15 protein-coding genes are annotated in these 19,720 nt (G+C 53.9%); 3 read left to right on the top strand and 12 right to left on the bottom strand.

The genetic code is table 11. The features are described 5' to 3' along the window. From dapB to EFB02_RS03915, 7 genes are all read right to left on the bottom strand, one after another. Positions 1 to 756, bottom strand: a complete 756-nt coding sequence (gene dapB / locus EFB02_RS03945) for a 4-hydroxy-tetrahydrodipicolinate reductase (protein ID WP_122820274.1) — start codon at positions 754 to 756, stop codon at positions 1 to 3. Next, positions 757 to 1,230, bottom strand: coding sequence for a hypothetical protein (locus EFB02_RS03940; protein WP_122820273.1), 474 nt, complete (start codon positions 1,228 to 1,230; stop codon positions 757 to 759). Between the two features lie 9 nt (positions 1,231 to 1,239). Next, positions 1,240 to 2,559, bottom strand: coding sequence for a M16 family metallopeptidase (locus EFB02_RS03935; RefSeq protein ID WP_122820272.1), 1,320 nt, complete (start codon positions 2,557 to 2,559; stop codon positions 1,240 to 1,242). 8 nt (positions 2,560 to 2,567) lie between these two features. After that, a complete protein-coding gene (locus EFB02_RS03930; RefSeq protein ID WP_122820271.1) occupies positions 2,568 to 3,041 on the bottom strand; it encodes a hypothetical protein in 474 nt (157 codons plus the stop codon). A 72-nt stretch (positions 3,042 to 3,113) separates the two neighbouring features. Next, on the bottom strand, positions 3,114 to 5,468 hold the full coding sequence (locus tag EFB02_RS03925) for a polyribonucleotide nucleotidyltransferase (protein WP_438947133.1): 2,355 nt from the start codon (positions 5,466 to 5,468) through the stop codon (positions 3,114 to 3,116). Between the two features lie 206 nt (positions 5,469 to 5,674). Further along, the gene (gene rpsO / locus EFB02_RS03920) at positions 5,675 to 5,944 is read right to left on the bottom strand and encodes a 30S ribosomal protein S15 (protein ID WP_027723647.1); all 270 of its coding nucleotides are present in this window, start codon (positions 5,942 to 5,944) and stop codon (positions 5,675 to 5,677) included. A 228-nt stretch (positions 5,945 to 6,172) separates the two neighbouring features. Next, positions 6,173 to 8,131, bottom strand: coding sequence for an acyltransferase family protein (locus EFB02_RS03915; RefSeq protein ID WP_122820269.1), 1,959 nt, complete (start codon positions 8,129 to 8,131; stop codon positions 6,173 to 6,175). Positions 8,132 to 8,287: 156 nt separating this feature from the next. Here EFB02_RS03915 and EFB02_RS03910 point away from each other — a divergent pair, with 156 nt between their 5' ends. After that, positions 8,288 to 9,007, top strand: a complete 720-nt coding sequence (locus EFB02_RS03910) for a hypothetical protein (RefSeq protein WP_122820268.1) — start codon at positions 8,288 to 8,290, stop codon at positions 9,005 to 9,007. Between the two features lie 432 nt (positions 9,008 to 9,439). Here EFB02_RS03910 and EFB02_RS03905 read toward each other — a convergent pair whose 3' ends face one another. Continuing rightward, positions 9,440 to 14,017, bottom strand: a complete 4,578-nt coding sequence (locus EFB02_RS03905) for an acyl-CoA dehydratase activase-related protein (RefSeq protein WP_122820267.1) — start codon at positions 14,015 to 14,017, stop codon at positions 9,440 to 9,442. 423 nt (positions 14,018 to 14,440) lie between these two features. On the opposite strand from EFB02_RS03905, the gene EFB02_RS03900 reads away from it, so the two are divergent. Together EFB02_RS03900 and EFB02_RS03895 are read left to right on the top strand one after the other, a co-directional pair. Beyond that, the gene (locus EFB02_RS03900) at positions 14,441 to 15,076 is read left to right on the top strand and encodes a TetR/AcrR family transcriptional regulator (protein ID WP_122820652.1); all 636 of its coding nucleotides are present in this window, start codon (positions 14,441 to 14,443) and stop codon (positions 15,074 to 15,076) included. 139 nt (positions 15,077 to 15,215) lie between these two features. Further along, the gene (locus EFB02_RS03895; RefSeq protein WP_122820266.1) at positions 15,216 to 16,805 is read left to right on the top strand and encodes an aspartate:alanine exchanger family transporter; all 1,590 of its coding nucleotides are present in this window, start codon (positions 15,216 to 15,218) and stop codon (positions 16,803 to 16,805) included. 100 nt (positions 16,806 to 16,905) lie between these two features. Here the strand turns inward: EFB02_RS03895 and EFB02_RS03890 are convergent, their stop codons facing one another. The 4 genes from EFB02_RS03890 to rbfA are packed head-to-tail and all read right to left on the bottom strand — an operon-like array spanning position 16,906 to position 19,702. After that, a complete protein-coding gene (locus tag EFB02_RS03890) occupies positions 16,906 to 17,895 on the bottom strand; it encodes a bifunctional riboflavin kinase/FAD synthetase (RefSeq protein ID WP_122820265.1) in 990 nt (329 codons plus the stop codon). Positions 17,896 to 17,898: 3 nt separating this feature from the next. Further along, positions 17,899 to 18,057, bottom strand: a complete 159-nt coding sequence (locus EFB02_RS08710; protein ID WP_160115369.1) for a hypothetical protein — start codon at positions 18,055 to 18,057, stop codon at positions 17,899 to 17,901. A 10-nt stretch (positions 18,058 to 18,067) separates the two neighbouring features. Further along, positions 18,068 to 19,111 (bottom strand): tRNA pseudouridine(55) synthase TruB, encoded by a 1,044-nt coding sequence (truB, locus tag EFB02_RS03885; protein ID WP_122820264.1) that lies wholly within the window; start codon positions 19,109 to 19,111, stop codon positions 18,068 to 18,070. Positions 19,112 to 19,123: 12 nt separating this feature from the next. Next, the gene (gene rbfA / locus EFB02_RS03880; protein WP_122820263.1) at positions 19,124 to 19,702 is read right to left on the bottom strand and encodes a 30S ribosome-binding factor RbfA; all 579 of its coding nucleotides are present in this window, start codon (positions 19,700 to 19,702) and stop codon (positions 19,124 to 19,126) included. Positions 19,703 to 19,720 lie beyond the last annotated feature (18 nt).

Below are 19,720 nucleotides of genomic sequence, written 5' to 3'. Positions count from 1 at the left end.
TTAAATCCCTAACTCCATAACTTTATCTAGCCCGACTGTGAGCGGCTGAGCCGAACCAATTTTGCGGACAGCCAACAACACTCCCGGCATAAAGGAGGAACGATCAAAACAGTCGGTGCGTAGCCGTAACTGTTCCCCAAGGTTACCCAAAATCACTTCCTGGTGCGCATTCGCTCCCAGCACCCGCAGGGAATGTATCCCCACATCACCGACTTTCATCCCCCGCGCACCCTCGGGATCGGTAATAGTAGCATCGGGCGCCACCGGAATCCCCGCATTTTGACGTGCCGCGGCCATGGCTTGCGCGGTAGCCAAGGCAGTTCCACTAGGGGCATCCAGTTTTTTCGGATGGTGGGTTTCCACAATTTCATTAGAGGCAAAGAAGGGGGCAGCCAACCGAGAAAATGCCATCACCAGCACCGCCGAAAGCGCAAAGTTAGGAGCTATTAGTACGTTACGTCCACTTTCGCGAGCTACTTCCCGAATTTTCGCCTGTGCTTCCTCGTCCCACCCGGAAGTGCCGACCACCGCATGTGCTCCGGCACGCAAAATCGCGGTGGTATTAGCAAGACTGGCGCTGGGAATAGTGAACTCGACTGCTACTTGGGCTCCCCCTAAAGTTTCAGTAGTGATTTCATCTTTACTTCCCAAGCGGGCAACTAACTGCAGATCCGAGGATTCTTCGATGGCTCGACAGGTGGTCTGCCCCATCCGCCCGGTAGCACCCACTACCGCAACCGGAATTTTTGTTGCCATCTAATTCACTCCCTCAGGTTTATTGGCGTTAATTATCTCCGCCTTATCGGTGCAAAGGGTTTGCCCCGCTATTTGCAGATTGTTATACCATTCTTGCCGCAGCTGTCCAGAATCAACCTTGGTATAAATATCAGATAAAGTCTGTTTATTAGCGGCAGAATCAGGCTGTTTTTCATCTAGCAGGCCACACAACGATTGTGCCGGCCCCAGCACCAGTTCTGCAGTGCGCTGATCATAGTGGTTCTTTTCCATAACCTGTTTCACGAACGAATTCTGCGCTTCACTAAGGCTATCTTTAGGAGTGAATGCCACTGTCGGGGTTTCCCGCGCGGTCGGCGTAGTGACCGATTTAGAAACCGAACTGGTCACTTTGGGGTTGGTACCTTTTTTATGAGAGGAAGGGTGGGCGGATGGCGAGCACCCGCTTAGCAGTACCGCGGCGGCAATAATCGGAACAAGTTTCTTTAGCTTCACCCGTTCAGCTTAAGCTACGTCCGGGCGTACTACGACTTTTACCTGTGGTGAGCCGAGTAATTGCCCGGCCAAAGCAGAAATATCATCCCCGGTAACTTCCTGCAAAGCCGCATTCATCTGCTCGATAGTGCGCAGACGACCGCCATTTACTTCTGATCGCCCCAAGCGGGCCATCCGGGCACGGTTATCGTCCATTCCTAATAGCACTCCCCCGCTGAGCTGCCCTAGGGCTTCAGACAGCTCTATTTCCCCAACGGGATGCTCGGAGAGTTTAGCGATTTCTTCCGCCAGTAACTGCCCAACTTGCTCCAAGTTGCCGGGGGCACACCCGGCATAGAGGCCAAATGCTCCACTATCGCTATAGGCGCAGTCAAAGGCATAGGTGGAGTAGGCTAGTCCCCGCTTTTCCCGGATTTCTTGGAAAAGCCGGGAGGACATTCCCCCAGAAAGTACCGTGAGCAGCAAACTTAACGTATCACGCTGAGGGTGGTTAGCAGGCAGGGAACGGGTTCCCATAAAAATTTGCCCCTGTTCCACCGGTTTTTCTACCGTACAGCTAGCGGGAACGGCAGGATCTGGCTGGATACGCTGGGGAACTTCCGGATCAGTTTGTACTGGCAGTTCCCATCCATTTTTCTGCGCAGCGTCAAGGATTAGCTGTGTCAGGTAATCATGATTAATATCGCCGGCGGCTGCAACCACCAGGTGGCGGGGCTGGTACCAGCGTTGATGATGGGCTTTTACAGCCTCTAAGGGGGTAGCTGCCACGGTTTGCGCTGTGCCTCCTACCGGCAACCCCAAAGGGGAGGTGGGAAACAGTTCCCCTAAGAACTTTTCGTAACCTACATCCTGGGGATCATCTTGGGACATGGCTAGCTCGTCCAGGATAACCGCGCGTTCTAGTTCGAAATCTGCAGGCGCGAGCGTAGGGCGCACCAACATTTCGGTGAGCACTTCCACCGCCATCGGTAAATCACGAGAAAGCACCCGGCAGTAATAGTGAGTTGATTCTTTGGCAGTGGCAGCGTTTAATTCCCCGCCCACTGCATCGAATGCACGCGAAATTTCCCGGGCATCACGAGTGGCCGATCCTTTAAATAGCAAGTGTTCGAGGTAGTGGGTAGATCCCAAATGATCCGGTCCTTCATCGCGCGAACCTGCCGGTATCCAGAATCCGAGCACTACCGAGGGCGAGGCAGGAACCTGTTGGGTTATCAGGCGAATACCACCTGGAAGTACCGAACGCTCGATCAGGGTTTCTCCTTCCCTAATGCTTAAGCGCAGTGCCTGAGCCGAAAGCGGCAATTCATAATAGTTTTTATCCGGCAATTTATCCCCTATTTATGTTTAGCGTTAATTCGCTGCGAATTCGCGGGATTCACATCGCCCCCGCTTTCGTCCTTAACCTGTTTTTTCAATGAATCCCGGCCACTAGCGGGGATTATCGTGAAGGCACAACCAAACTCCGCCAAAGTGAGCGCACTGAAAATCCCCATTGCCAGACTTATTAGCTGAGCCTGGGCACTTCCGCTAACAAACGCGTAGATCAGGGTGGCTATGGTAACTATCAGTACCGCTAGCAAAACTCTCCCCCAAAAACGGCGAGCAGCTAGTTTAAGGGCCAGCCGCAGACCGGCAAACAGGAACAGAAACATGCATGCTACCGCTGCAAACATACACGCCAAAAACATGGTGATTACCTGTAATAGCCCCGCCTCACTACCCACGGAAACTGCCACTAGGGCGAGGGCGAAGAACAGACAGGAAAAGAGCCCCACCCCCGCTACCACCAAGTCTAAGAATCTGCGCATTGTTATTGACTTTCTGAAAACAAAAGCAGGCGAGGGCGAGAATATCTCGCCCTCGCCAACTTTTCTTAGCGTTTATTCGCCATCGTCAGTTACTTCTTCATCGCGACGACTGTCACGGCGATTATTGCGGTGACGGCGAGTACGGTTACGGGAGCGACGCGGGCGCTCTTCTTCCTCGGGACGGCGAGATTCCTGCTTGGCCTCATTTTCAGCTAGCTCGGCTGCTTGCTCTTCGCTGAGTACCGCTCCCAGCGACAGCTTACCCCGCTCGTCGATCTCTTCGATCTCTACCTGCACCTGATCGCCGACGTTTAGTACGTCCTCAACCTGGTTGATGCGCTTACCGCCTACCAGACGGCGGATCTGCGATATGTGCAGTAGCCCGTCCTTACCGGGGGTCAGGGAAATAAACGCCCCGAAGGAGGTGGTCTTCACCACGGTTCCTACGAAACGCTCCCCTACCTCAGGCATTTGCGGGTTAGCGATCGCATTAACTGCTGCCCGGGCGGCTTCGGCAGATTCGGCGTCAGCGGAGGAAATATAGACAGTACCGTCGTCCTCAATCACAACCTCGGCTCCGGTGTCCTCTTGAATCTGGTTAATCATCTTGCCCTTGGGGCCGATGACCTCGCCAATCTTGTCTACCGGCACCTGTACGGTGATGATACGCGGAGCATAGGGGCTCATTTCATCCGGTTCTGGAATTGCCTGTTCGATCAGATTCAAGATCTCTAGGCGAGCTTCCTTCGCCTGCGCCAGTGCACCTTTCAGCACATCAGAGGGAATACCATCTAGTTTAGTGTCCAGCTGCAAGGCGGTGATGAAGTCCCGAGTACCGGTGACCTTAAAGTCCATATCTCCAAAGCCGTCCTCGGCTCCCAAAATATCGGTGAGGGTCATGTACTTGGTGGTTCCGTCCTCGTTCGGCTCGCTCATTAGACCCATAGCAATCCCGGCGACCGGTGCCTTTAACGGCACACCCGCGTTCAGCAGCGAAATCGTAGAGGCGCAGGCTGATCCCATGGAAGACGATCCGTTCGAGCCCATAACTTCCGATACCTGGCGGATAGCGTAGGGGAACTCTTCCCGGGAAGGAAGTACCGGCTCTAGTGCCATTTCCGCGAGGTGGCCATGTCCGATTTCCCGTCGCTTGGGGCTGCCTACACGCCCGGTTTCACCGGTGCAATAGGGCGGGAAGTTGTACTGGTGCATATAGCGCTTGCGAGTATCCGGCCCCAGGTTGTCCAACTGTTGCTCCATACGCAGCATATTCAGGGTAGTTACCCCCAGCACCTGAGTTTCACCGCGACGGAAAATAGCCGATCCATGCAGGCGGGGTAGCACTCCGGCGCGCGCATATAGCGAGCGAATCTGGTTCGGTTTACGTCCATCCATCCGCACGCCCTCGTTCAGGGTGCGGGTACGGATTAGCTCTTTTTCGAGGGCACGGAAGGCCGCTTTGAGCTCTTTCTCGCCTTCGGGGAAATGCTCTTCCAGATCGGCGAGCATTTGGTCTTTAATTTCATCAACCCGGTCTTGCCGCTCAAGTTTTTCGGCGATCTGTACGGCCTGGTCGAGCTGTTCGCGGCAGTTTTCGGCCACGGCATCCCAGTGTTCATCCTCGAAGTCTTTAAACAGCGGGAATTCCAGGGTTTCCTTCTGACACTTGGCAGCTACCTGTGCTTGGGCACGGCATAGTTCCTTGATGAAAGGCTTGGCGGCCTCGAGACCGGCAGCTACTACATCTTCGGTAGGTGCGGTCTGTCCCTGCTGGATCAGATCCCAGGTACCTTCACCACCGCCGGCCTCGACCATCATAATGGCGACGTCTTCGCCACCGTCAGCGGTCTGGATAACCCGACCAGCAACCACCATATTGAAGGTGGAGCGTTCTATCTCGCTGTAACGCGGGAATGCTACCCACTGTCCGTCGATCAGAGAAATGCGGGTACCACCGATCGGCCCCGAGAAGGGCAGACCGGAAATCTGGGTGGACATGCTGGCCGCGTTAATGGCCAGCACATCGTAGGCGTCGTCGGGGTGCACGGTCAGTACGGTGGCTACCACCTGTACTTCGTTGCGCAGCCCTTTCACGAAGGAGGGACGCAGCGGGCGGTCGATTTGACGCGCAGCTAGAATCGCCTCGGTACCGGGACGTCCTTCCCGCCGGAAGAAGTTTCCGGGGATGCGTCCGGCAGCGTATTGGCGTTCTTCCACATCAACAGTCAGCGGGAAGAAATCAAACTGGTCACGCGGGTTTTTCCCAACCGTAGTGGCGGATAAAACCGTGGTTTCATCATCCAGGTAAGCCAGCGCACTGCCGGCAGCCTGTTGGGCGAGTAGGCCAGTTTCGAAACGCACTGTGCGCTGTCCGAAACGACCGTTATCGATGATTGCCTCGGAGGCAATCACTTCTGGATCGTCCATCATTTTCTTTTATTTACTCCTTGTATTCCATCTTCTAGGGCCTGTGCCCTGCTGAGAGCTATCACCTTGCGATGGGCGGTCAACGATCGAGACCCACGGAGAATGGCGCCTAGAAACTGCTGTGCCTGATCCGGAGGCCACCACCGAAGACCGAAACCGGGGTGATAGCAATGCGGCCCGGCGTTAACCGGGCCGATATTTCTATGTTAGTGGCGCAAGCCAAGGCGCGCGATCAAAGAACGGTAACGTTCAATGTCGATATCTTTCAGATAACCTAACAGGCGGCGCCGCTGTCCCACCAACAGCATTAGTCCCCGACGGGAGTGGTGATCATGCTGGTGAGTTTTGAAATGCTCAGTCAGATCTGAGATCCGCTTAGAAAGCAGCGCAATCTGAACCTCAGGCGAACCCGTATCACCGGGATGGGTCGCATATTCTTCCATAATCTTGGCTTTTTCTTCTTTACTCAGTGCCACTGGGTTCTCCTTTTCCTATCCTTGTTGCACGGAGCACCGGGGCAGTTTCACCCGGGCATGACGCATCCGTGGCCGGCTTGTAACGGCTTTACTAGCCTAACATTAGCGCTGCTGGCAATCCTATTTTGGCGCTGGTGAACTAGGACACGCGCAAGCGGGACTACTGTGGAAAGGGCACGAGGACAAGGGAGCACGTATCGAAAGAATCAGCTAGCTGACCTGACCCCCTTACCGCCCACACAGCGCTTGCTTGTACAGGTTTGCGAGCACCTCGTTGCCGGCAGCGGTGGGATGGGTTCCATCATCTACCAGGTATTCTGGATGCCCCTCGGTGGCCGCCCACCAGTCAATAATTCCCACATTCGGATTGTCCTTAGCTAACCGGTTAAACACTTCATTATTGATGTCTTGTAAAGGATAGGGATTGCGAATGGTCAGTATGTACAGCGGCTCGCCCTCGGCACTGTCGATTAGGTTTTGCGCCAGTAAATCACCGCGCAGTACCGCATTGGTTCCCAGGGCATACACCAGTACACGGGGACGAATCCCCTGGTTGTGATAGTTGGCAAGTATCTCCGGGCCGCTTTGAATCTGGCGACTAACCGCCCCATCCACTACTGCCTGCGGCAGTACTTTCTTGATGGCAGTGCTTGCACCCTCGGTTACCGAATCGCCGATGATGAGCACGTCCGCGTTGCAACTGCCGGTTTCGGAACCGATCCGCCACCCGCTGGTATCCAGGTTTCGGGGAACCTTCTTCGCTACCGGTTTCATTCCTTTAGGCTCGTTACCTTCCTTCGCGCCGCGCTCCTTATCCTTACTTTCTTGCTTTTTAGATTTCGAGGACGAGGCGGAGGCAAGTTCGGGGCGTACCTGCACTGCTCGGTCTTTTGCTATCTGCTGCCAGTTCGCGGGGTAAAACGCCAGCGCCCCTGCCACCACCAGTGACAGCGTAGCTAGTACCGCAAACACAGTGAGCTGTACTTTGTGCAACCAGCTCTGGCTCTTTAGTTTCGCGGCTTTCTTTTCTCCCGGTTTTTTCCAAAGAGAACTCAGTAAAGTCGCGGGCGCTTCTGCCAGGTGATAAAAAATCTCAGCCACAACTGCCACCACCAGGAGCTGCAAGAGTTGCTGCCACCAGGAGGGCGGCACTGTGCGAGTAGCTGGATTCAGTATCAGCAGGATTGGGAAGTGCACCAGGTAGAGGGCAAAAGAGCGCGAACCTAGGTAGTTGAACACCGGGTTAGTCAGCAGTATCGAAATTACCGAACCGGCAGAGGCCGCCGCCCTGATTATTAGCGCACTGAGGATCACCGCCAGCAGGAAACCGCCAAGGTACATCGCTGACAGTTCTCCATTGCCCAAGATGCTGAAGACTATTAACCCCACGAGGCTCCCGGCTGCCAGCACCTGGAGCAGCGCGCCCTTCCCGGTCTTTGCTTGAGCAGTAGAACTGAGGTCCGAGGAAACCCGGGGAAAGATAAACGCTAAGAACGCACCCACCAGCAGTTCCCCGGCGCGAGTATCCAGGCCGTAGTACGCGCGGGTTACGTCGTTTCCCTGCAACCAGAAGAAGGCCATGGCTGCCGCGGACGCCAGAATCAAGACTGCGGTAATCGCCGGGGCTGCCCGCCGAACTTTCAGCAACAGGTAGACAATCAGCGGCCAGATCACATAGAACTGCGCGAGTACCCCCAGGAACCACAGGTGGGTGAGCGGGGAAGGCAGCCCTGCCGCCGCAAAATAGGGGACGTTGCGGAAAATATAAAACCAGTTACTGACGAACAAGGTTGCCGGTAGGCAATCACTTTGTACTTTCAGCAGCAGGCTAGGCGCGAACAGATAGGTCAGGGCGGCGCTGAGAGCAATGGTGATAACTATCGGGAAAAATAGCCGCCAAAAACGCCGCAACAGGTAGCGCGGGTAAGAAAAAGTTCCCTTGTCCAGGGCACTGACAACGCTGCGAGTAATCAAGAACCCGGAGAGCACAAAGAATACGGTGACCCCAATAAATCCGCCAGGTAACGCGCTGGGGCGGAGGTGATAGAGAACAACCGCTACTATTGCTAACGCTCGTAGCCCGTCCAATGACTTAATCCGCGCGCTCAGAAACCACCCAGAAACATTTTTTCCTGGTGAACGCAGCATTTCAGACAAAGTTAGCGGGGAACAATCATCATCTGCCATGATAAAAGTCTAGCGCGCGCCAAATCCTGCCTTACAAAAGGTTTAGAAAACCGACCCGGCGAATTCCGTTATTCCTATTTCGGTTACCCCCCACCCCCCTGCCGCAAACTATAAGTCACCGCCGGAACTATCCGGAAGTTGGGATAAGATTAGCTAGTGCTTGAGACCAGTGATTTTGATGCTAAATCTTTGAATAGAGACAGTGCGCGAGACAACTTACTTTCAGCCCAAAAGTCTAAACGCCCCGCTGCTGGCGTATCTATAACCCTCGGTCTGAGCCTCGCGGTGATGATAGGTTGCGGTTCAGTCGCAAATGATATGTTCCCATTTTCGGGAGTGTTCATCACGATTATGACGAAGCTCGCCAGTTCCGGACTGGGGTTCGTAATGATTGCGGTAGTGGTGGGCTGGTTCTCTAAATCCTGGAAAATCGCTGCTAGTGTAGCTTCCGTTTCGATTCTGTTTGCGTTAGCAATCTATTACTGTGCAATACCGATCTACAACTTGCGTCCAGGCGCGGCTGGCAGCGACATTGCGAAGATTGCCCTGGTCTGGACACTGTTAGGGGTAGGGTGCGGAGTAATCGTTGGTTCAATGGCATTTTTTGCCCATTATGGATCGGTGACTCAACGATCTATCGCCACCGGCTTCCCCCTAGGTTTGATTCTAGGTCCAGTAGTGGTGGCATTACTTCAAGGCGTAGACCTGCGCAGCTTAGAGATACTGGTAGTCGTAGCCATCACGGGCTTTATTCCCTGTATCGGCCTGTTGGCTTCACTGCGACGCACAAAACCAAGACTGCTTATTCTTTCAGCGCTAGTGGGGATTATTGTATCCGGAGGGATATTTTTACTGGTATACGCCTTATACTACTGATAAGTAACCGGTACCTACAGATCCCGCTCTCACTTATGCCCCCCCAATGCTTTGGCAGCTCGCGCCCTGACACACACGCAAAGAGTTATCGAAGGTAAAGATCCCGAAGATGGGGCAGTTTTTGCGGACGCAAGCCAGGCGGCAGATTTTCTGGACTCCCTAGCATAAAAATCTTTTTTGACCGCCGATACATCGCCTAGAGCCTCATCTTTATTACCTCATAGCCTTAATATCTTTGTTTTTTGATGATTTCTTGCTGTAGGAAGAAAGATTCTGAGGTGTTAGGCATATACGCCTAGGAAGTTTCAATAAGAAACTTCCTAGCATGTTTTAAGAAATCCATTCCTTTTCAGAACGAAAAGAGACGCGAGGGGTTAATATCGGTATTACCGGGGTCACAATGGGGTGTCCTCGGCTACTAATTCACCAGTCTTAGCGCGCGGCGCTCACCGGGGTAATCGGCAAGGAACGCCTGCCTGCGGGGCTGACTTGCATCTCAGAATTCCATTGCACTCCGCTACCGCAAAAGGACGCGCATCCGCAGCCTGCCCCGTTCGCTTCCTCGGGCATATCCTCGAAATCATCAGCTACTTCCTCGCCGCGCAGGGCAGTCGCAATCATCAACTTGATCCGGTTTAGCTGATTAACTTCCGAGGCACCCGGATCATAATCGACTGCCACCACATTGGCCTCCGGGTAACGGTTGCGCAGCGCGCGGAACATTCCCTTACCAATCACATGGTTCGGCAGGCACCCAAAAGGCTGGGCGCAAATAATGTTGGGGCAGCCATGCTCGATCATGTCTACCATTTCTGCGGTCAAATACCAGCCTTCACCAGCCTGATTACCCATGCCTGCAATATCGACAGAACGAGCCGCCATATCTTTGATTCGCCGGTGCATCTCGAACTTGCCGTTCGTTTTGGCGAAAGCCCGGCGAATCGCATCCTCATAGCGCTCCAGCGCCCACAGCCCCGCATCCATCCCTAACTTAACTTTGCGGGAATTGCCCATTTCGTCACGTTCAAAGTTTCCGCTGGCCAGGGAGTAATGGAAGAACTGGATTAGGGTGGGCAGTTCGGCTTCGCAGCCTTCTTCCTCAATCACCCGAACCGCGTGGTTATTAGCATCCGGGTGGAACTTCACCAGGATTTCTCCCACCAAACCAACCCGGGGGCGGCGCGGCTCATCGTTCAGCTCAAAGGCATCAAACTCTTTGACACATTCCTTAATCAGGCGGGAATAGCTGAGGCGACCGCCCCAAGTGGCCGAGTATTTTCCAGCCGCAAACCATTCCTGGATAATCTGATCCCAACGCCGATAAAGCTCCATCGCGTAACCTTTCACCAGCTCATAAGGGCGTACCCGCAAAAGCATGGTTTGCAACATATCGCCCAAGCATATAGCTTGCAAAATCCGGTGGATTTCCGACCAAGAAAGCTGGAATCCCGGATTTTCTTCAATGCCTTGCACCGAGGCAGCAATCACCGGCACCTGCGGATACCCGGCATCCCGCAACCCTTTACGCAGCAGGGACGCATAGTTGGTTGCCCGGCACATTCCTCCGGTCTGCGAAATCGCAACCGCGGTTTTATCCGGGTTGGAGCGCCCGGAAGTAAACTCCTCGATCAGCTGCCCAATCACCACGATCGCGGGGTAACAAGAATCGTTATTCACGAACTTGAGGCCAGTTTCCATCGATTCGCGGGAAGTATGTTCCAGCAAACGCACGTTCAATCCGGCGCGGCGCAACACCGGCTGCGCCAGACGGAACTGGATAGGCGCCATTTGGGGAACCAGAATTTCCCAACCGTCTTTGCGCATCTGTTCGGTGAATTTAGAATGCACCTGCACATGGCCGGCTTTCGCCAGGAGGGCTTCTTCTGCGGCGGCTTCGGCTGCCGGATCTATGCGGGTAGGAACTTCTGCTTCCTCTGGTTCTCTTGGCATGGCATCGGGGTCGCCGATCCGATCCACACTGGGATAGGTAAGGACTGTGGAGCTTTGCCGCTCCCGCGTGGCGGCATCCAGGGAACGCAAGCGAATCCGGGCCGCTCCCAGGTTGGAAACCTCATCAATCTTGAGGACGGTGTGAACGTCTCCGCGCCCTTCTAAAATCTCTTGCACCTGGTCAGCAGTGATTGCGTCCACGCCGCAGCCAAATGAGTTCAGTTGCACCAATTCCAGATCGGGTTCATCGCCCACCCGGGCGGCGGCCTCGTAGAGACGAGAATGGTAAGCCCACTGGTCACGCACCCGCAAGGGGCGCTCTAGACGACCATCTACCACCGAATCCTCTGTAAACACCGCCATTCCCAAGCCGATAATTAACTCCGGGATCCCGTGGTTAACCTCTGGATCTAGGTGATAGGGACGCCCGGCGAGCACAATCCCGCGCACTCCGTTTTCGCGAATCCATTCTAAAGATTCGCGGCCTTTCTCCCGGATCTCTGCTTTGACGGCGGCGTCCTCTTCCCAAGCCTCATCGAGGGCGGCTTTGGCTTCTGCCTGGGTCACGTTCCAATCAGCGAATACTTCCGCGATTCGTTTGGGCAGGAACTCTCGATTCCCCAGATTTAAGAAGGGACTGATCAGGCGGACTTCGCTGTCTTGCAGCGACTCCATATTGTTGCGGATAACCTCGGGATAGGTACCCACCACCGGACAGTTAAAGCAGTTATCGGTGCCTTCCACCAGTTGTTGTTCATAAATCACCGAGGGATAAAAAATAGTTTTTATCCCTTTCTTCAGTAAGGATTCGATATGTCCGTGTACCAGTTTCGCGGGGAAACAGATGTTTTCAGACGGAATCGATTCCATCCCGGTTTCAAACAGGTCGTGGTTAGAGCGCCCCGAAACCATCACCCTAAATCCCAACTTGGTGAGCATGGTGAACCACAGCGGATAGTTTTCGTACATATTGAGTACCCGGGGAATCCCAATGTCCCCGCGGAATGCCTGCTTTTCGGTCAGGCGGCGATACCCGAAAATCCGCTTATATTTCCAATCAAACAAGTTCGGTAGCGCCGACTTCTGTGGCACTTTCTCTAAGGAAGCGCCGCGTTCGCAGCGGTTCCCCGAAACGTGCCGCTCCCCGTTCGAGAAGGTAGAGATGGTCATCTGGCAGTGGTTTTGACACAGCCTACAGGTCTTACGGGTGGTCTCTACCTGGAAATTCTCTAGGTCTTCCAGGGTGGCCAGGGTGGATTCCCCCTGGCCGTCATCGCTTTGCTTGGCAATCAAAGCTGCCCCATAGGCACCCATCAAACCAGCGATATTGGGGCGCACCACTTCCCGCTTAGTTAGCAGTTCAAAAGCCCGCAGCACCGCATCGTTAAGGAAAGTTCCCCCCTGGACAACTACCTTTTCGCCCAGTTCTTCTGGGGTTTTGAGTTTAATTACTTTATAGAGGGCGTTGCGCACCACCGAATAAGACAGCCCCGCGGCAATATCTTTCGGGCTCGCCCCCTCCTTTTGTGCCTGCTTCACCGAGGAGTTCATAAACACGGTGCAGCGGGTCCCCAAATCCACCGGTTCCTTGGCAGCTACCGCATCGGCGGCAAAGCTTTGCACACTGGTACCCATAGTGGCGGCGAAAGTCTGCAAGAAAGATCCGCACCCAGACGAGCAAGCCTCATTCACCGAAATGGAATCCACGGCTCCGGCGCGAATCTTCAAATATTTCATATCTTGCCCGCCGATATCGATTACCGAAGACACCCCCGGCAGCAGGTCTTCAGCGGCGCGGAAATGCGCCATAGTTTCCACTTCCCCTTGCTCCAGGTTGAGGGCGGTTTTCACCAGCCCCTCCCCATAACCAGTCGAGCAGGCGCGTCCAATATAGGCGCCCTCAGGCAGTTCGGTGCGTATACGCCGCACAATCTCCACCGCCGTCGAAACCGGGTCACCCTCGTTAGAAGCATAGTGGGCGAATACGATCCGTTTATCCTGGTCAATCACTACCGCTTTAATAGTGGTGGATCCGGAATCTACCCCCAGGAAGCAGCGCCCTCGCGCCTCGGACAATGTTAGCTGCGGGATTACTTCTTTATCGTGGCGGGCACGAAACTCCGCCAGTTCTTCTTCATTAGCAAATAGGGGGCGCATCCGCTGGGAATCAGTATCGATTTTCCCGGTGGCCAGGTCAGTTATTAACTGCTCCAAGGAGCGCGGATCCCCTTTATCAGCACTCAGCGCCGCCCCCAGCGCCACATAAAGTTCCGCATGCTCCGGGGTGAGGAAGCTATCGGCTTTGGGGAGCAGCTCCTCGTAGGCTTTGCGTAGGTTCGGGAGGAAGTGCAGCGGCCCGCCCAGGAACATTACGTTTCCGCGAATCGGGCGCCCACAGGCCAATCCCGCAATAGTTTGGGTGGCAACCGCGGTAAAAATCGAGGCCGCGAGGTCTTCGTGCGCGGCACCCTCGTTCAGTAAAGGCTGCAGGTCAGTTTTGGCGAATACTCCGCAGCGCGAGGCAATCGGGTAAAGCTGGCTGGCGCGAGCAGCAAGTTTGTCTAGTCCCGAGGCGTCGGTGTGCAGCAAGGTAGCCATCTGGTCGATGAAGGCGCCGGTGCCGCCGGCGCAGGTGCCGTTCATGCGCTGCTCGGGCGTGGGATGCAGATAGGTGATTTTTGCGTCTTCCCCACCTAGCTCAATAATCACATCGGCCTGTGGGTGGGTGTCTCCCACTGCTTTGGTGCCGGCGATAACTTCTTGCACGAACGGCACGTTCATCGCTCCGGCAACCGAAAGTCCGCCGGAACCGGTGACTGCCGCTTTTACGGTAATTCCCGGATGCGCGGCGTTAATATCGCGTAGCAAGCTGGCCAGTTCCCCGCGCACATCCGCATGGTGGCGGCGATAGTCAGAAAAGATTACCTGCCGTCCCGCAAGTAGCACCGCTTTTACGGTGGTGGAACCAATATCGATACCTAATTTGAGCAAGTGCGCTCCTTGGGTAGCTTTCGCGCTTTTACCGCCTGTAAGTTCAAAGGCGTCAGTAGTTTTACTCATGGCACCTCCCGGAATCGTTCTCATCCCTCAAACTAGGCTGAAAACGCTAAATTCACGGGGTATTGAAATTAGCATAGGACTATGGGCATAAAAAAAGATAAAGATTACTCCAACCAGCCAGAACACTGCGGGAAGAGACAGAATAAAAGCCACCAGAGTTTCAATAGCGATGAATTAAGCGCTAAGAATTATGAAAGTAAAGTATTCTCTTATTTTCCCAGTAAGGAAATAACCGTGGGAAAACAGGATGCGAGAGATGAACAAGCAACTCAGCAGAAACCGGGGCAACAGTTTTACCCCTGCACCGCAACCGGTGATGAACAGGATAGCATCGCACCAGCCCTCAAAAGATTCAGCCTTTCCCCGCAAACTGCACCCAAGTCTGTACCTAAAGGGCGCGGTCCACGAGGAGCGCGCGGGAAAATGCGTGATCAAATTAAACAGGTGGCAGAAACCCAATTCATATCCCGCGGATATGATGGCACCACCATGCGGTCAATTGCTAAAGGCGCCGGCTGTGATCCGGCAATGGTTAGCTACTACTTCGGCTCAAAACAGCGCTTATTTCGTGATTGCTTCGATCTGCCTCTCGACCCTTTGGAACAAATTTTGCAGTTGTGGGAACCAGGAATCGAGGGAGTAGCCGATAGGCTTTTAGATTTTGCTTTTACCCTCTACGAAGAGCGCCTTACCAAGGATCGAATGAAAGCCCTGATGCGTGCGCTGATAACCGACGCGGAAACCACCCAACGCTTTCGCACCTACATTCGTGACAATCTGCTACAGGGGGTGGCACAATTGCTCAACACGGTGGATCCGAACCTAAATCCAAGAAAGAAACAACTAGTGGAAGCTCGTTTCCATATTCTGGTTGAGATTTTGATGTCGATGATCTACGGAGTGGCAACTATGCGTTATATCGTGCAACTAGAGCCGGTATCTTTCCTTCCCCGCAACCAATTACAAAGCTTGCTCGCCCCGATTCTGCAAACCCAAATCGAGAATCTAGCACGTGAAATGCTTCCTATGCCGCTGCCAGTCTCCCCCTCGCAGACATAAAAGCTTTTCCCAAATCCCAATTCGATTACCCTGCCCCACCCGGTAAAGAGACTACCCAAAACCAACTTTTTCAAAGTAACTCAATTCTCGCCCTGCCAGTAGAAATGGTTAATCACCGTTTCCCCGCTATCCTAAAAGCGTGACTCAAATACTCTCCTCTTCACCCCTGTTGACCGTATTTTTGGTAATAGCGCTGGGCACCCTCTTCGGTTCGATTCCTTTCGGACCGCTAAAGTTTGGAGCCGCCGGTGCCTTATTCGTTGGCCTCGCTGCTGGCGCCCTCGACCCGGAGCTAGGAAAGAATCTTTCCCTAATCTCTGCCATCGGACTGGCATTATTTGTCTACACGATCGGTTTAGCAGCCGGTGCCTCTTTTTTTCGCGACCTGCGTAAACAAGGCCCTCTATTGTTTGGGGCGGTCGCCTTACTTGCCGCATATGCCCTGATTGTGGCTTTGGGGGGCAAAGCCCTAGGGCTGGACGCAAACCTGTTGGGGGGAATGTTTGCCGGTTCCCTCACCACTACCCCTGCCTTAGCTGCTGCTACCGATGCTGCAGGAGGCAGCGCTCAGCCGGCAGTGGGATACGCGATTGCCTACCCGGTAGGGGTAATCGTCACCATGGTGGTAGTGACCGCATTAATGCGAATAAAACTTCCCGCTAACAATGACCCGGATCCCGCTTCCGCCGCGGGACTCGCCACTCAGACTATCCGGGTAGAAAAACCCATGCGTATCCAGGAAATCCCGGGGATTGCCGAGGTCGTAGGCTCGAATGAAGGGGAACTGCGAGTTTCCTACCTACTACGGGAGGGAAAAATGCAAGTAGCCCACCCCGACGGTTCGCTAAAGACAGGTGACCTGGCATTCCTTGTGGGACTACCTGATGCGGTAGCCGCCGCAGGTAAAGCCCTAGGCAAACCCATCGAGGGGGATATTTCAAATGATCGTACCGACGTTAACTTTAATCGATTCACCGTTTCTAATAGTCGCCTAGTAGGAAAGCCGGTAGCCAATCTATTCTTACCGGCTCGTTTCCAATCACTTCTTACCCGGGTGCGGCGTGGAGACACCGATATGTTGGCCACGGCCGGAACCCGCCTGCAAATGGGTGACCGGGTATTGGTGGTTTATCCGGTTGAACGTGAAGAAGAAATAGCCAAAACTTTCGGAGATTCCGAACACAAGATTTCCGCGATTGACTATCTACCTTTCGGACTAGGAATCGCTGCCGGGGTGGCGCTAGGACTGATAACTATCCCCCTGGGCTCTTTGGGGTCACTCGCATTAGGAGCTGCTGCGGGACCACTAGTAGTCGGCTTAATACTAGGACGTGTTGACCGACTGGGACCACTGGTATTTTCCCTGGCCCCCTCGGCTAATAATATGTTGCGACAAATGGGGCTAGTGCTATTTTTAGCAGCAGTAGGACTGTCTTCCGGACAAGCTTTCGCCGCCAAAGCATTTTCCTTGACCGGGGTGAAAATCGGATTACTAGCAGCTGTGGGGATGGTGCCCGTATTGTTAGCTCTGTGGCTCTTGGGCAAGGTCTTAGGTCTGTCTACTGCTCGGATGGCGGGAGCTATCGCCGGGTTTGTGGGGCAACCCGCTATCCTCAGCCACGTGCAAACCACTATCCCGGATGAACGTTGTGAATCCGGATATTCCGCAACCTTCGCCCTCGGGATCATCGCAAAAATTGTGTTAGTACAGATCGTAATGGTTTTATAACCATGCCCCCTTCACCTGGTGCTACCGCAAGAAAGCACTAGCATCGCCAGAGATATTATCCAGGCGAGGAGGCACAGGATTTTTCTTAAAACCAGGAAACCTAGAGCGCGGTTACCTCTGCGGGATTAACCCGTCCTACCGGCGGAACCCCCAAGATTTCGCTGCAGGCACGCAGGTCTTCATCCATTTGTACCTGCAATTTTTCTACGCTTTCAAGCTTGAGCATTTCCCGTAGACGGGCAATAAAATCAATAGCTATCGGCTCATCGTATAGATTAAGGTCAGCCCGCCCGAGCACATGGGCTTCTACCGTAGTTTTCGTTCCTGCAAACTGGGGATTGGTTCCTACCGAAATCGCTGCTGGTAAATGCTCGACTGCATTAGTTCCCGGCACCGAACGCACTAAATGCCCCGCATATACTCCATCGGCAGGAATCGCCAGCCCCTCGGTTCCCCCCAGGTTTGCGGTGGGAAAGCCTAGTAGACGCCCACGTCGAAAACCGCGCTCCACTATACCGCGCAGCCGGTAACTGCGCCCTAATATACGAGCAGCTCCCTGGACATCGCCACGAGCCAAGCAGGCTCGCACGCCAGTAGAAGAATAGCGGCGTGAGTCCTGGTCAGTAATATCGGCTACCTCGATTACCTGAAAATCTTTTGCAAGTCCCGCCTGGCGTAAAGTTTCAATATTTCCGCAATTCCCCCGCCCAAAGCGAACGTCTTGCCCCACTACCAACTCTTTAAGATGTAGGCCATCCACAAAATACTGATCGATAAATCGTTGCGGGCTTTGCTTTGCCAAATCCCAGGTATAGGGCACCACCCAGGTAGCATCGAGTCCCAATGCCGCCATAGCGTCTAGACGATCTGGAAGTGGCTGGATTAGCGGCGTAGGGTTTTCAGGATTGTGTAGCTGCGAAGGATGGGGTAAAAACGTAACCGCAACCGCTTTTAGTCCCGCACGCCGCGCTCTTTCTACCACGGTTTTCAGAATCCGGGTATGGCCTTTATGCACCCCGTCAAAAATCCCAATTGTGGCTACAGTACGTTGCTCTTTTTCCAGGTGCGGAGTATTTTTCCAGATTTCCACGGTCTATTTTTCGCTTTGACGTACACTAAGTTCTGGCCTACCGTTGGCCGGCACTCCCAGTTCCCCAGTGCGCTTTTCTTCTGCCGTTTTCTTTGCTTTACCCTTGCCACCGCAGCCGCAACCGCAGCCGCAACCGCCAGAGTTTTGATTATCCTCGCTCATGTTCCTCCTTTTACCTATTTTGTAAACTTAGTACAGAACGCCACTTGCCCTCTACTAGGGAAGCCAATAGCGATATTTCCCCACCAGGAAGATGCAGGGCATAGATTTCTGCGGTAGTAGCCAGCTCTTCTTTAGCAAGTTCGTCAAGGAGTTTCTTACTGATTTCCGGGCGCTGACCGTAATTTAAAGCAGTTAATACTTCTGGGGTTACCTGACAGCTGGGGAATAGTTGGCGACAGATTCTGTCCAGGCTCACTATCGGCAGTTCTTCTCCCGCTGCCACCATCTGAGATAACTCTTGCAAGGAAAAAGCAGGGAAGGAGGCATTAGTATCGCCGCAGCCGCTAGCATCAAAGGAGCCGACCTGGAGGCGGCGTAAGGCTACTAGGTGCGCCCCCACTCCCAGCTGCTTTCCCAAATCTCGACCGAGGGCGCGAATATAGGTACCCGCGGAACAAGTAACTTTTAGATCTTGGTAAACCACCGGTATACCTGCATGCTCGCCCGCTTGCGGCTCCCCTAGAGCGACAAGTTCATAGATAGTGATAGGGCGGGGTTCCATGCGTACTTCTTCCCCTGCACGAATCCGATCCGCCGCGCGTTTTCCCCGGATTTTCAAGGCGGAAAAAGCGCTCGGTACTTGCGTCACCTGCCCGCACCACGTAGGCAGTATACTTTCCAGCTTCTCCAGGTCTTCTCGGCTCGCTCCGCGCTTAGCGGTAATAGTGCCTTCGGCGTCCTCACTATCAGTTTCTACCCCGAAACAGACCCGAGTGACATAGGTTTTTTTCTGTCCTTGCAGGTACTGTAACAATTTAGTTCCCCGTCCAATACCGGCTACTAGCACTCCCGAGGCCGCAGGATCTAGGGTTCCCGCGTGTCCTACTTTGCGGGTTGCCGCCAAGCGGCGTAAACGGGAAACCACGTCATGGCTGGTAACCCCCAGGGGTTTATCTACCGCTAGCACCCCATCGGAAGCAGTGCTTGCGGCCCGAGGAACTTCCATTTCTGCACCTGCAGGAGAAAAATCCGGAGCCCCTTTAGCAGTATCCATAACTGCAGCTACTTAACTTTCGAAGTGGTTATCGTAGCCGGAAGCTTCTATCTCGCCGGACTCAGGAGAATCTGTGGGAGTCTCGCTATCTGCGTCCTCACCCAAAGCATCGTCCTCACCAGTCCATTCGGTGAAAGCCGGTGCGGCAGGTGCCTCTTCATAAACCTTCTTTTCCCGCGGTTTGCGATAGGGGTCTGCTTCACCCGCATAAGAAGCTGTCTGCGAACCTCCCCGTATCTCCTGGTCAGAATGTAAAGCGCTAGCCAGTTTTTCTTCAAAACTGGCTGCTTGTTCCGGGAGAGCATCGAGAGTGAATTCAATACTAGGAGTAAGTCTAATCCCCAGTGCTCTCCCCACCTCGGAGCGAATCAAACCTTTAGCGCTTTTCAAGGCACGAGCAGTTTTTTTACGGTCGTCCTCATCTCCAAAAACCGTGTAAAAAACGGTGGCATGTTGCAGATCCCCGGTGACCTTACAATCCGTGATTGTAGTAAAACCAATACGCGGATCTTTAATACGGCGCTCCAAAAGCCGCGCCACCGTATTTTGAATCCGTTCTTCAACTTTGCGCCTGCGAGCCTGATCGGCCATGAAAAACTCCTTCAGCTA

This window comes from Varibaculum vaginae, from assembly GCF_900604285.1.
GTDB classification, from domain to species: domain Bacteria; phylum Actinomycetota; class Actinomycetes; order Actinomycetales; family Actinomycetaceae; genus Varibaculum; species Varibaculum vaginae.
Note: the sequence above shows the minus strand (reverse complement) of the source record. Positions and strands in the feature narration are given on the sequence as shown.